This window comes from Pantoea phytostimulans (assembly GCF_046118715.1).
In the GTDB taxonomy this organism is placed as follows: domain Bacteria; phylum Pseudomonadota; class Gammaproteobacteria; order Enterobacterales; family Enterobacteriaceae; genus Pantoea; species Pantoea phytostimulans.
The window spans coordinates 3343840-3357039 of the sequence record NZ_CP173698.1; the positions used below are offsets into that span (position 1 = coordinate 3343840).

At 52.5% G+C, this 13200-nt stretch carries 8 protein-coding genes, 2 tRNA genes and 3 rRNA genes; 11 read left to right on the forward strand and 2 right to left on the reverse strand.

All coding sequences use genetic code 11. The features are described 5' to 3' along the window. The first annotated feature begins 46 nt into the window (after positions 1–46). The 6 genes from nudC to ACF2G4_RS15675 all read left to right on the forward strand — a co-directional run bounded on the left by nudC (position 47) and on the right by ACF2G4_RS15675 (position 4446). Positions 47–817, forward strand: a complete 771-nt coding sequence (gene nudC / locus ACF2G4_RS15650) for an NAD(+) diphosphatase (protein ID WP_215847938.1) — start codon at positions 47–49, stop codon at positions 815–817. Between the two features lie 43 nt (positions 818–860). Then, complete coding sequence (gene hemE, locus ACF2G4_RS15655; protein ID WP_215847937.1) at positions 861–1928, forward strand: uroporphyrinogen decarboxylase; 1068 nt, start codon at positions 861–863, stop codon at positions 1926–1928. A 2-nt stretch (positions 1929–1930) separates the two neighbouring features. Continuing rightward, positions 1931–2599, forward strand: a complete 669-nt coding sequence (gene nfi / locus ACF2G4_RS15660; RefSeq protein ID WP_215847936.1) for a deoxyribonuclease V — start codon at positions 1931–1933, stop codon at positions 2597–2599. Between the two features lie 62 nt (positions 2600–2661). Continuing rightward, positions 2662–3252, forward strand: coding sequence for a YjaG family protein (locus ACF2G4_RS15665; RefSeq protein ID WP_215847935.1), 591 nt, complete (start codon positions 2662–2664; stop codon positions 3250–3252). A 188-nt stretch (positions 3253–3440) separates the two neighbouring features. Next, positions 3441–3713 carry a nucleoid-associated protein HU-alpha gene (hupA, locus tag ACF2G4_RS15670; RefSeq protein ID WP_215847934.1) on the forward strand — a complete coding sequence of 91 codons (273 nt, stop codon included), beginning with the start codon at positions 3441–3443 and terminating at the stop codon, positions 3711–3713. A 70-nt stretch (positions 3714–3783) separates the two neighbouring features. Beyond that, a complete protein-coding gene (locus ACF2G4_RS15675; protein WP_243080116.1) occupies positions 3784–4446 on the forward strand; it encodes a DUF1481 domain-containing protein in 663 nt (220 codons plus the stop codon). Between the two features lie 34 nt (positions 4447–4480). Here ACF2G4_RS15675 and purD read toward each other — a convergent pair whose 3' ends face one another. Continuing rightward, the gene (gene purD, locus ACF2G4_RS15680) at positions 4481–5761 is read right to left on the reverse strand and encodes a phosphoribosylamine--glycine ligase (protein ID WP_409075116.1); all 1281 of its coding nucleotides are present in this window, start codon (positions 5759–5761) and stop codon (positions 4481–4483) included. Between the two features lie 18 nt (positions 5762–5779). Continuing rightward, positions 5780–7369 carry a bifunctional phosphoribosylaminoimidazolecarboxamide formyltransferase/IMP cyclohydrolase gene (gene purH, locus ACF2G4_RS15685; protein WP_243080114.1) on the reverse strand — a complete coding sequence of 530 codons (1590 nt, stop codon included), beginning with the start codon at positions 7367–7369 and terminating at the stop codon, positions 5780–5782. 632 nt (positions 7370–8001) lie between these two features. Between purH and ACF2G4_RS15690 the strand changes: the two genes are divergently transcribed. The 5 genes from ACF2G4_RS15690 to rrf all read left to right on the forward strand — a co-directional run bounded on the left by ACF2G4_RS15690 (position 8002) and on the right by rrf (position 13144). Then, positions 8002–9543: ribosomal RNA gene (locus tag ACF2G4_RS15690) — 16S ribosomal RNA — on the forward strand. Between the two features lie 73 nt (positions 9544–9616). After that, a tRNA-Ile gene (locus tag ACF2G4_RS15695) sits at positions 9617–9693 on the forward strand. A gap of 47 nt (positions 9694–9740) precedes the next feature. Continuing rightward, positions 9741–9816: transfer RNA gene (locus ACF2G4_RS15700), tRNA-Ala, on the forward strand. A 208-nt stretch (positions 9817–10024) separates the two neighbouring features. Next, a 23S ribosomal RNA gene (locus tag ACF2G4_RS15705) occupies positions 10025–12931 on the forward strand. A 97-nt stretch (positions 12932–13028) separates the two neighbouring features. Then, positions 13029–13144 (forward strand): 5S ribosomal RNA (gene rrf, locus ACF2G4_RS15710). Together the 16S, 23S and 5S rRNA genes with 2 tRNA genes alongside form the textbook arrangement of a ribosomal RNA operon. The last annotated feature ends 56 nt before the right edge of the window (positions 13145–13200 follow it).

Here is a 13200-nt window from a genome sequence, read left to right on the forward strand (position 1 = left end):
CATCAGGACTTCAGCGTGCCATTTGACGCTAAGGATGACGAAAAAAATGCAATTCGAGATCACAAGCGTAGACGCTGGATGGTGGGTTGTCAGCCATGAGCAAAAACTTTGGCTGCCACAAGGTGAATTACCGCATGGACCTGCAGAAAAATTCGGTCTGACTGGCACTAAAGGTCAGGTCATCGGCGAGTGGCTGGGTGAAAAAGTGTGGCTCATTTGCGAAGCGCGATCTGAAAGCATGTTCTCGGTACGTCAATTAATCGATGAAGAAGTTGGCCTGTTTCAACTCGCTGGGCGCGGTGTTCAACTGGCAGAGTTTTATCGATCCCATCGCTGGTGCGGCTATTGCGGTCACGAAATGAACCGCAGCAAACATGAATTTGCCTGTTTGTGTAGTCATTGTCGTGAGCGTTATTACCCGCAGATCGCGCCTTGTATCATTGTTGCGATTCGTCGGGGTGATGAAATCCTGCTGGCGAATCATGCGCGACAACGTAATAACATTTATACCGTGCTGGCGGGATTCGTCGAGGTGGGCGAAACGCTGGAGCAAGCTGTGGCGCGTGAAGTGATGGAAGAGAGCAATGTGCGGGTTAAAAATGTGCGTTACGTGACGTCACAACCCTGGCCTTTTCCACAATCATTGATGGTGGCGTTTATGGCTGAGTATGAGAGCGGGGATCTGCAACATGACGGCAAAGAGTTGCTGGATGCAGGTTGGTTCCGCTATGACGCGCTGCCAATGCTACCGCCGCCAGGCACCGTGGCGCGCCGCTTGATAGAAGATACCGTCGCCATCTGCCGCGCCGGAGCATAAGGAAAGTGCTACACTACGCGCTTGAAATTGAGAGAGCCTTAAAATGACTGAACTGAAGAATGATCGTTATCTGCGCGCCCTGTTACGTCAGCCGGTTGATGTCACGCCGGTCTGGATGATGCGACAAGCCGGGCGTTATTTACCGGAATACAAAGCGACCCGCGCCGAAGCCGGCGATTTTATGTCGCTGTGTAAAAACGCCGAGCTGGCTTGCGAAGTTACGCTACAGCCGCTGCGTCGTTATGAACTGGATGCGGCGATCCTCTTCAGCGATATCTTAACGATTCCCGATGCGATGGGGCTTGGACTTTACTTCGAAACCGGTGAAGGCCCGCGCTTTTCAAACCCAATTACCTGTCGAGCCGATGTTGAGCGCCTGCCGATCCCCGATCCTGAACAGGAACTGGGTTATGTTATGAACGCTGTGCGCACTATTCGTAAGAATTTAAAAGGCGAAGTGCCGCTGATTGGTTTCTCAGGCAGTCCGTGGACGTTGGCAACATATATGGTCGAAGGCGGCAGCAGCAAAGCCTTTACTAAGATAAAAAAGATGATGTACGCCGATCCCACAACGCTGCATGCGATGCTGAACAAGCTGGCAGACAGCGTCATTTTGTACTTGAATGCACAAATACGTGCCGGTGCGCAGTCGGTAATGGTGTTCGATACTTGGGGTGGGGTGTTGACGGGTCGAGATTATCGCGAGTTCTCGCTTTATTACATGCATAAAATTGTCGATAGCGTTTTGCATGAAAATGAAGGGCGCCGCGTGCCGATTACGCTGTTCACCAAAGGTGGCGGGCAATGGCTGGAAGCGATGGCGGAAACGGGTTGTGATGCGCTCGGCCTAGACTGGACAACTGATATCGGTGACGCTCGCCGTCGCGTAGGTGACAAAGTCGCCTTGCAAGGCAACATGGATCCTTCCATGCTTTATGCACCACCTGCACGTATTGAGCAGGAAGTCGCGGGAATTCTGGAAAGCTTTGGCAAAGGTGATGGTCACGTATTCAACCTGGGTCACGGCATTCATCAGGATGTCCCACCTGAACACGCGGGCACGTTTGTTGAAGCCGTGCATCGCTTATCTCGTCCATGGCACCAGGAGTAAATATGGATATTGCCGCACTACGTGCCGAGCAGCTTCAACGCGCCGCAGACGTGGTGCGTGAGGATGATTTTGACGTGTTGCCGCCACGCTTTATCGGCGGCGCAGACGTTGGCTTTGAGCAAGAGGGTACTATCACGCGTGCCGCTCTGGTCATCCTTGAGTATCCTTCTCTGAAGCTGGTGGAACATCGCATTGCGCGTATCGAAACCACCATGCCGTATATTCCCGGCTTTCTCTCTTTCCGTGAGTATCCCGCGTTAATGGCGGCATGGCAGATGCTTGAGCAAAAACCCGATCTGTTATTTGTTGATGGTCACGGTATTTCGCATCCTCGTCGGCTGGGTGTTGCATCACACTTTGGCTTGCTGGTGGATGTTCCTACGATTGGCGTCGCTAAGCGTCGCTTATGTGGTCGTTATCAAGACGTTGACCCACAACCGGGAAGCCGCCAGCCGCTGATCGACAAAGGCGAGCAAATCGGTTGGGTATGGCGTAGCAAACAGCGTTGTAACCCCTTGTTCATTGCGACCGGGCATCGTGTTAGCCTGGACAGTGCGCTGCATTGGGTTGAAAACTGTACGCGCGGCTATCGTTTGCCTGAGCCTACGCGCTGGGCGGATGCTGTCGCTTCAAATCGTACCGCCTTTCAGCGTTGGCAAAACACGCTTTAACGCTGTTTACGCGGCATTTTTACGATACACTGCCGCCAGCTAAACGAATAAGAGCCACCTTCATGTTACAAAATCCCGTTCATCTGCGTCTGGCAAAGCTGGAAAGCTGGCAACACCTGACCTTTATGGCTTGCCTGTGCGAACGCATGTATCCCAATTACTGGGCTTTTTGCGAGCAGACGCAGTTTGCCGATCCGGCGCTTTACCGTCGTATTCTCGATTTGATTTGGGAAAACCTGACGGTCAAAGATGCAAAGATTAATTTTGATAGCCAACTTGAGAAGCTGGAAGCTGCTATTCCTGATGGCGAAGCTTTTGAGGTTTACGGCGTTTATCCGGCTATCGATGCCTGTGTGGCATTAAGCGAAGTGCTCCATGCACAGTTAAGTGGTGAGACGCTGGAACATGCCATTGAAGTCAGCGAAAGCTCAATCACCACGATAGCGATGCTGGAAATGACTCAGGCAGGTCGTGAAATGACCGATGAAGAGCTGCGTGAAAACCCAGCAATAATCGATGAATGGGACCTGCAATGGGAGATTTTTCGCCTGCTCGCGGACTGTGAAGAGCGTGACCTTGAATTAATCAAAGGACTCCGATCGGACCTGCGTGAAGCGGGAATCAGTAACATCGGTATAAAATTTCAGCAGTAAGGCGAGAAAACGTGACTTCAGGCCCGAATTAGCGCGCCTGGAGGCTTCACATCGGCCCCCTGTCTGGTCTACATTTGGGGGGCTGAAAATTGTGGCTATCGGTGCGTGCTGGCTGGAGAGTGCCAGATTGTGGCTTTTCCCTCGCACTCGTTGCTTAGCAAGCGATAAATACACTTTAAGGATAACTTATGAACAAGACTCAACTGATTGATGTAATCGCAGAAAAAGCTGACCTGTCTAAAACCCAGGCAAAGGCAGCGCTGGAATCAACTCTGGCTGCGATCACTGAGTCTCTGAAAGATGGTGATGCTGTACAACTGGTTGGTTTTGGTACTTTTAAAGTGAACCACCGCGCTGAGCGTACCGGTCGCAACCCGCAGACTGGCAATGAGATCAAAATCGCTGCAGCAAACGTACCGGCATTCGTGTCTGGTAAAGCGCTGAAAGACGCCGTTAAGTAAGACGTCGCACTGCGGTCAAGCTTTAAAACAGGGGGCGTTTTCGCCCCTTTTGTTTAAGGGGTTAAACATCATGACTCCGCTGTTCCGGCGTTTTCCTACCCTGATTCTCTCCTTGTTACTTATTGGGTGCAGTTCGACCCCTGATATTCCTGCTTTTTCTGCCAGTGGTTATCTTGCCGATCGCGGTGCCGTGCGTATGTGGCGCAAGAATAGCGACCATCAGGCAACGCATTTACGTACGATCTTTACTCCTTTTAATGGCGATGCGGTTGAAACCACGGATTATATCTGGCTTGAAGATTCGCTCATTAGCGTGCAGCGAAAAATCAACGGCGATACGCCAGATGATGTCACGCTGCGTTTTGACCAGGAAGGCAGCCTCAACTTTATGCAGCGGCAGCTTGCCGGACGACGTGAAGCTGTTAGCTCAGATTCAGTCGAACTCTATAAGTTTGACGCTCAGCGCATGCATAAAGTGAGTGATGCACTGTTAAGTGGCCGCGTGTTTCTCAAGCAAGGCCATTGGCAAGGCGGCAACGTCATTCAAACTTGTGAAGGGCAGCGTGTGACGCCTTCATTTGATGCACTGGCGTTACAGACTTTAGCGCAGCAGCAGCGTAGCGCGCATGCGCCGTTGATGGTTTCATGGCTGGAAGCACCGGAAGGTGTTCAGTTGTTGCGAGTCAGTTCGCAGGATGATTGCGCAGAGCAACCTAAAGAAGCGGATTTTTGAAGAGGTGAAAAGGGGCACTGCGTGCCCCTTTTGCTTACTTGCGGTTAATGGCGCGATAACCAATATCGTGACGACAGAAGCTGCCTTGCCATGAAATAGGCTTGGTTAGCTCATACGCACGCTTCTGTGCAGCAGCTACATCATCGCCTAACGCCGTAACACACAGCACGCGGCCACCATTAGTCAGTACCAAATCGTCTTCAAGACGTGTGCCAGCATGGAAGACTTTGCCGTCAGCAACTTCTTCAAGCGGCAGACCATGAATCTGATCGCCATTGTTGTAGTTACCCGGATAGCCACCCGCTGCCAAAACCACGCCCAATGAAGGACGCGGATCCCACTTCGAATCTTTTTGATCCAGTTTGCCTTCACAGGCTGCCAGGCAAAGATCAACCAGATCCGATTGCAGACGCAGCATGATCGGTTGAGTTTCTGGATCGCCAAAGCGGCAGTTAAATTCGATCACTTTCGGCTGACCTGATTGATCGATCATTAAGCCTGCGTACAGAAAGCCGGTATAAACGTTGCCTTCTGAAGCCATGCCGCGCACGGTAGGCCAAATGACTTGATCCATCACACGCTGGTGGATTTCATCAGTGACGACAGGAGCAGGTGAATATGCGCCCATGCCGCCAGTGTTCGGTCCGGTATCGCCATCACCGACACGTTTGTGATCCTGGCTGGTGGCCATAGGCAACACGTTCTCGCCATCGACCATCACGATAAAGCTGGCTTCTTCACCCTCAAGAAACTCTTCAATAACGATGCGGTGTCCAGCATCGCCAAATGCATTACCTCCCAGCATATCGTTAACGGCGTCTTCAGCTTCTTGCTGCGTCATCGCAACAATAACGCCTTTTCCCGCAGCAAGGCCGTCCGCTTTAATTACGATCGGTGCGCCTTTCTCGCGCAAATAGGCCAGCGCAGGTTCGACTTCCGTAAAGTTCTGGTATTCCGCTGAAGGAATTTTATGGCGTGCCAAGAAGTCTTTCGTGAAGGCTTTTGAACCTTCCAGTTGGGCTGCGGCTTGCGTTGGGCCAAAAATTTTCAGGCCTGCGGCGCGAAAAGCATCAACGACGCCAATCACCAACGGAGCTTCTGGACCGACAATCGTCAGGTCAATCTTTTCGCGTTGAGCGAATTCCAGCAAAGCAGCGATATCCGTTGGATTGATGGCGATGTTTTGCAGCGCAGGTTCTAATGCAGTGCCCGCATTGCCTGGGGCAACGAAAACGGTTTCAGCCAATGGCGATTGAGCTGCTTTCCATGCCAGCGCATGTTCACGTCCGCCATTTCCGATGACTAAAATTTTCATTTCTAACTCTCCAAACGATTAGTGACGGAAGTGACGCATTTCAGTGAAGATCATGGCGATACCGTGTTCATCGGCAGCAGCAATCACTTCATCATCACGAATGGAACCGCCTGGCTGAATCACACAGCTAATGCCAACTGCGGCAGCAGCATCAATACCGTCACGGAAGGGGAAGAAAGCATCCGATGCCATTGCAGACCCTTTAACGTCCAATCCTTCATCGCTCGCTTTGATACCTGCAATCTTGGCGGAGTAAACGCGGCTCATTTGACCGGCACCAATACCGATGGTCATATTGTCGCGTGCATAGACAATCGCATTCGATTTAACAAATTTCGCCACTTTCCAGCAGAACAGTGCATCACGCAATTCTTGCTCAGTTGGCTGGCGTTTGCTGACTACGCGAAGCTGACTGGCTTCGACCATACCTAAATCGCGGTCCTGCACCAACAAACCGCCATTGACACGTTTGAAATCCAAGCCTTTTGTCCGTTCTTGCCACTGTCCGCAAACTAAAACACGCACGTTTTGCTTGCTGGCCGTTATCTTCAATGCGGCTTCGCTTGCGGAAGGAGCAATGATCACTTCAACGAACTGGCGACTGATGATTGCCTGGGCGGTGGCTTCATCTAACTCACGGTTAAAGGCAATGATGCCGCCGAAAGCAGAAGTAGGATCGGTTTTGTAGGCGCGCTCATAAGCAGCGAGAATGGATTCGCCGACGGCCACACCGCAAGGGTTTGCATGCTTGACGATAACGCAGGCAGGTTCGCTGAATTCTTTGACGCACTCTAACGCAGCATCAGTATCAGCAATGTTGTTGTAAGAAAGTGCTTTGCCCTGAACCTGCTGCGCAGTGGCGACAGAAGCTTCCTGCACATTCTCCTCTATATAGAAGGCAGCGTCCTGATGGCTGTTTTCGCCATAACGCATATCCTGCTTCTTGATAAAGTTAAGATTCAAAGTACGTGGGAAGCGTCCCGCAGGCTCATTGCTTCCGCCATGATAAGCAGGAACCAGGCTACCGAAGTAGTTGGCAATCATGCTGTCGTAGGCAGCGGTATGCTCGAAAGCTTTGATCGCAAGATCAAAGCGGGTTTCTAGCTTCAGAGAGTTTTCGTTGGCATCCAGCTCGGCAATGATCGCCTCGTAGTCACTGCTCTTCACTACAATCGCCACATCTTTATGGTTTTTAGCCGCAGAGCGCACCATTGTCGGGCCGCCGATATCAATGTTTTCTACGGCGTCTTCAAGAGAGCAACCTTCACGCGCGACAGTTTGAGCGAAGGGATAGAGGTTAACGACCACCATGTCGATTGGGCTGATAGCGTGCTGCGCCATGATGTCATCGTCCTGACCGCGACGACCCAAAATACCGCCATGTACTTTCGGGTGCAGCGTTTTGACGCGTCCATCCATCATTTCCGGGAAACCGGTGTAGTCAGACACTTCTGTGACAGATAGCCCCGCGTCAGCGAGTAGGCGAGCTGTGCCACCTGTAGAAAGCAGTTCAACACCGCGTTGAGAGAGTGCCTGAGCAAATTCGAGGATACCGGCTTTATCAGAAACACTGAGAAGAGCGCGGCGTACAGGACGACGTTGTTGCATGGTGGTTTTATCCCTTGGCTTTGTTTCGCGTAAATAAGAGCGTTACATCAAGCTTAGCGTGCTCTTCTCTCTATATATAAAGAAAAGAAAGCACGAAAACTTCAGGTAACGCCCCGAAAAGGGGCGTCCGTTACGTCGGCGGCATTGTAGCGAAAACGTTTGCGTGATGCTCGCCTAAATTTATCACGCCGAATAATGTGGATAACTTTGTGTGTAACTGCGTATAAGGCGGGGTTTTGCTGTGGAATGCAGCGAACGGTTGTTTTTGTTGAATTTAACGGTTGCGGATGCCGAACAACTCCCTATAATGCGCATCCATCAACACGGCACACCGGCAACGGGCTGACGGGTTGAGAGATTCAGGAGACTGAGTCGACGGAGAAAAGCTTCTGAAAAAGAGGTTGACTCTGAGGAGGGAAAGCGTATTATACGCCCCTCGCGACAGACCGGCTAAGCCGCTGTTCGCACTGCTCTTTAACAATTTATCAGACAATCTGTGTGGGCACTCGCAGGATGGATATCAGCGTCTCCGGACGTAAAAAATATCAAGCCTCACGAGTGAACACATAATGAAATTCATTATGACGTTTTACAGATGAGCACCGCTTAACTTGTTTAAGCAAATCAAACTTAAATTGAAGAGTTTGATCATGGCTCAGATTGAACGCTGGCGGCAGGCCTAACACATGCAAGTCGGACGGTAGCACAGGAGAGCTTGCTCTCTGGGTGACGAGTGGCGGACGGGTGAGTAATGTCTGGGAAACTGCCCGATGGAGGGGGATAACTACTGGAAACGGTAGCTAATACCGCATAACGTCGCAAGACCAAAGTGGGGGACCTTCGGGCCTCACACCATCGGATGTGCCCAGATGGGATTAGCTAGTAGGCGGGGTAATGGCCCACCTAGGCGACGATCCCTAGCTGGTCTGAGAGGATGACCAGCCACACTGGAACTGAGACACGGTCCAGACTCCTACGGGAGGCAGCAGTGGGGAATATTGCACAATGGGCGCAAGCCTGATGCAGCCATGCCGCGTGTATGAAGAAGGCCTTCGGGTTGTAAAGTACTTTCAGCGGGGAGGAAGGCGATGCGGTTAATAACCGCGTCGATTGACGTTACCCGCAGAAGAAGCACCGGCTAACTCCGTGCCAGCAGCCGCGGTAATACGGAGGGTGCAAGCGTTAATCGGAATTACTGGGCGTAAAGCGCACGCAGGCGGTCTGTTAAGTCAGATGTGAAATCCCCGGGCTCAACCCGGGAACTGCATTTGAAACTGGCAGGCTTGAGTCTCGTAGAGGGGGGTAGAATTCCAGGTGTAGCGGTGAAATGCGTAGAGATCTGGAGGAATACCGGTGGCGAAGGCGGCCCCCTGGACGAAGACTGACGCTCAGGTGCGAAAGCGTGGGGAGCAAACAGGATTAGATACCCTGGTAGTCCACGCCGTAAACGATGTCGACTTGGAGGTTGTGCCCTTGAGGCGTGGCTTCCGGAGCTAACGCGTTAAGTCGACCGCCTGGGGAGTACGGCCGCAAGGTTAAAACTCAAATGAATTGACGGGGGCCCGCACAAGCGGTGGAGCATGTGGTTTAATTCGATGCAACGCGAAGAACCTTACCTACTCTTGACATCCAGAGAACTTAGCAGAGATGCTTTGGTGCCTTCGGGAACTCTGAGACAGGTGCTGCATGGCTGTCGTCAGCTCGTGTTGTGAAATGTTGGGTTAAGTCCCGCAACGAGCGCAACCCTTATCCTTTGTTGCCAGCGATTCGGTCGGGAACTCAAAGGAGACTGCCGGTGATAAACCGGAGGAAGGTGGGGATGACGTCAAGTCATCATGGCCCTTACGAGTAGGGCTACACACGTGCTACAATGGCGCATACAAAGAGAAGCGACCTCGCGAGAGCAAGCGGACCTCACAAAGTGCGTCGTAGTCCGGATCGGAGTCTGCAACTCGACTCCGTGAAGTCGGAATCGCTAGTAATCGTGGATCAGAATGCCACGGTGAATACGTTCCCGGGCCTTGTACACACCGCCCGTCACACCATGGGAGTGGGTTGCAAAAGAAGTAGGTAGCTTAACCTTCGGGAGGGCGCTTACCACTTTGTGATTCATGACTGGGGTGAAGTCGTAACAAGGTAACCGTAGGGGAACCTGCGGTTGGATCACCTCCTTACCTGAAGATACCTCCCGCGAAGTGCTCACACAGATTGTCTGATAGAAAAGTAAAGAAGCAGTAAAACCCCGGCAGGCTTGTAGCTCAGGTGGTTAGAGCGCACCCCTGATAAGGGTGAGGTCGGTGGTTCAAGTCCACTCAGGCCTACCAAATCCTGTTCGTCAGGATCACTGGTCGACGGGTTTTACCAGACTTTTGGGGCTATAGCTCAGCTGGGAGAGCGCCTGCCTTGCACGCAGGAGGTCAGCGGTTCGATCCCGCTTAGCTCCACCATCAACTCCCCCGTTGATACCCAAACAAAACTTCAGAATGCATTTTCGAGTGCATTGCGAAGTTTTACTGCTCTTTAACAATCCGGAACAAGCTGAAAATTGAAACGACGCGCGCCGCATCCCTCCGTAATAAGGGGTGCACAGGCGACGCGTTCGAGTCTCTCAAATGCTTACAGCACGCAGCGTTGCAAAACGCCTGTGGGTTGTGAGGTTAAGCGACTAAGCGTACACGGTGGATGCCCTGGCAGTCAGAGGCGATGAAGGACGTGCTAATCTGCGTAAAGCGACGGTAAGGTGATATGAACCGCTACAGCCGTCGATGTCCGAATGGGGAAACCCGGTGCACTCAGTGCATCATCGCAACATGAATACATAGTGTTGCGAGGCGAACCTGGGGAACTGAAACATCTAAGTACCCAGAGGAAAAGAAATCAACCGAGATTCCCCCAGTAGCGGCGAGCGAACGGGGAGCAGCCCAGAGCCTGAATCAGCTTGTGCATTAGTGGAACGGTCTGGAAAGTCCGACGGTACAGGGTGATAGTCCCGTACACAAAAGTGCACAAGCTGTGAGCTCGATGAGTAAGGCGGGACACGTGGTATCCTGTCTGAATATGGGGGGACCATCCTCCAAGGCTAAATACTCCTGACTGACCGATAGTGAACCAGTACCGTGAGGGAAAGGCGAAAAGAACCCCGGCGAGGGGAGTGAAACAGAACCTGAAACCGTGTACGTACAAGCAGTGGGAGCCTCTTTTATGGGGTGACTGCGTACCTTTTGTATAATGGGTCAGCGACTTATATTCTGTAGCAAGGTTAACCGTATAGGGGAGCCGCAGGGAAACCGAGTCTTAACTGGGCGTTAAGTTGCAGGGTATAGACCCGAAACCCGGTGATCTAGCCATGGGCAGGTTGAAGGTTGGGTAACACTAACTGGAGGACCGAACCGACTAATGTTGAAAAATTAGCGGATGACTTGTGGCTGGGGGTGAAAGGCCAATCAAACCGGGAGATAGCTGGTTCTCCCCGAAAGCTATTTAGGTAGCGCCTCGTGAACTCATCTCCGGGGGTAGAGCACTGTTTCGGCTAGGGGGCCATCCCGGCTTACCAACCCGATGCAAACTACGAATACCGGAGAATGTTATCACGGGAGACACACGGCGGGTGCTAACGTCCGTCGTGAAGAGGGAAACAACCCAGACCGCCAGCTAAGGTCCCAAAGTCATGGTTAAGTGGGAAACGATGTGGGAAGGCACAGACAGCCAGGATGTTGGCTTAGAAGCAGCCATCATTTAAAGAAAGCGTAATAGCTCACTGGTCGAGTCGGCCTGCGCGGAAGATGTAACGGGGCTAAACCATGCACCGAAGCTGCGGCAGCGGCGCGTAAGCGCTGTTGGGTAGGGGAGCGTTCTGTAAGCCGTCGAAGGTGGACTGTGAGGTCTGCTGGAGGTATCAGAAGTGCGAATGCTGACATAAGTAACGATAAAGCGGGTGAAAAGCCCGCTCGCCGGAAGACCAAGGGTTCCTGTTCAACGTTAATCGGAGCAGGGTGAGTCGACCCCTAAGGCGAGGCCGAAAGGCGTAGTCGATGGGAAACAGGTTAATATTCCTGTACTTGGTGTTACTGCGAAGGGGGGACGGAGAAGGTTAGGTTAGCCGGGCGACGGTTGTCCCGGTTTAAGCGTGTAGGCTGGCAGTCCAGGTAAATCCGGACGGCCTCAAGGCTGAGGCGTGACGACGAGGCACTACGGTGCTGAAGTAACTGATACCCTGCTTCCAGGAAAAGCCTCTAAGCATCAGGTAACACAAAATCGTACCCCAAACCGACACAGGTGGTCAGGTAGAGAATACCAAGGCGCTTGAGAGAACTCGGGTGAAGGAACTAGGCAAAATGGTGCCGTAACTTCGGGAGAAGGCACGCTGGCGCGTAGGTGAAGGGACTTGCTCCCGGAGCTGAAGCCAGTCGAAGATACCAGCTGGCTGCAACTGTTTATTAAAAACACAGCACTGTGCAAACACGAAAGTGGACGTATACGGTGTGACGCCTGCCCGGTGCCGGAAGGTTAATTGATGGGGTTATCCGCAAGGAGAAGCTCTTGATCGAAGCCCCGGTAAACGGCGGCCGTAACTATAACGGTCCTAAGGTAGCGAAATTCCTTGTCGGGTAAGTTCCGACCTGCACGAATGGCGTAATGATGGCCAGGCTGTCTCCACCCGAGACTCAGTGAAATTGAACTCGCTGTGAAGATGCAGTGTACCCGCGGCAAGACGGAAAGACCCCGTGAACCTTTACTACAGCTTGACACTGAACCTTGAGCCTTGATGTGTAGGATAGGTGGGAGGCTTTGAAGCGCGGACGCCAGTCCGCGTGGAGCCAACCTTGAAATACCACCCTTTAATGCTTGATGTTCTAACGTAGGCCCGTAATCCGGGCTGCGGACAGTGTCTGGTGGGTAGTTTGACTGGGGCGGTCTCCTCCTAAAGAGTAACGGAGGAGCACGAAGGTCAGCTAATCACGGTCGGACATCGTGAGGTTAGTGCAATGGCATAAGCTGGCTTGACTGCGAGAGTGACGGCTCGAGCAGGTGCGAAAGCAGGTCATAGTGATCCGGTGGTTCTGAATGGAAGGGCCATCGCTCAACGGATAAAAGGTACTCCGGGGATAACAGGCTGATACCGCCCAAGAGTTCATATCGACGGCGGTGTTTGGCACCTCGATGTCGGCTCATCACATCCTGGGGCTGAAGTAGGTCCCAAGGGTACGGCTGTTCGCCGTTTAAAGTGGTACGCGAGCTGGGTTTAGAACGTCGTGAGACAGTTCGGTCCCTATCTGCCGTGGGCGCTGGAAAACTGAGGGGGGTTGCTCCTAGTACGAGAGGACCGGAGTGAACGCACCGCTGGTGTTCGGGTTGTCACGCCAGTGGCACTGCCCGGTAGCTAAGTGCGGAAAAGATAAGTGCTGAAAGCATCTAAGCACGAAACTTGCCCCGAGATGAGTTTTCCCTGACCCCTTGAGGGTCCTGAAGGGACGTTGAAGACTACGACGTTGATAGGCCGGGTGTGTAAGCGCAGCGATGCGTTGAGCTAACCGGTACTAATGACCCGTGAGGCTTAACCTTACAACGCCAGAGGCGTTTTGGTTGAGAGACAGAGAAATTTCAGCTTGTTCGACGGATAACCCTGCGCGGCGAAGGCGGCGCGGGACAACAGAATTTGCCTGGCGGCTGTAGCGCGGTGGTCCCACCTGACCCCATGCCGAACTCAGAAGTGAAACGCCGTAGCGCCGATGGTAGTGTGGGGCCTCCCCATGCGAGAGTAGGGAACTGCCAGGCATCAAATAAGTAAAAAAGCCCTTTGCATCCGCAAAGGGCTTTTTTACGTCTAAATT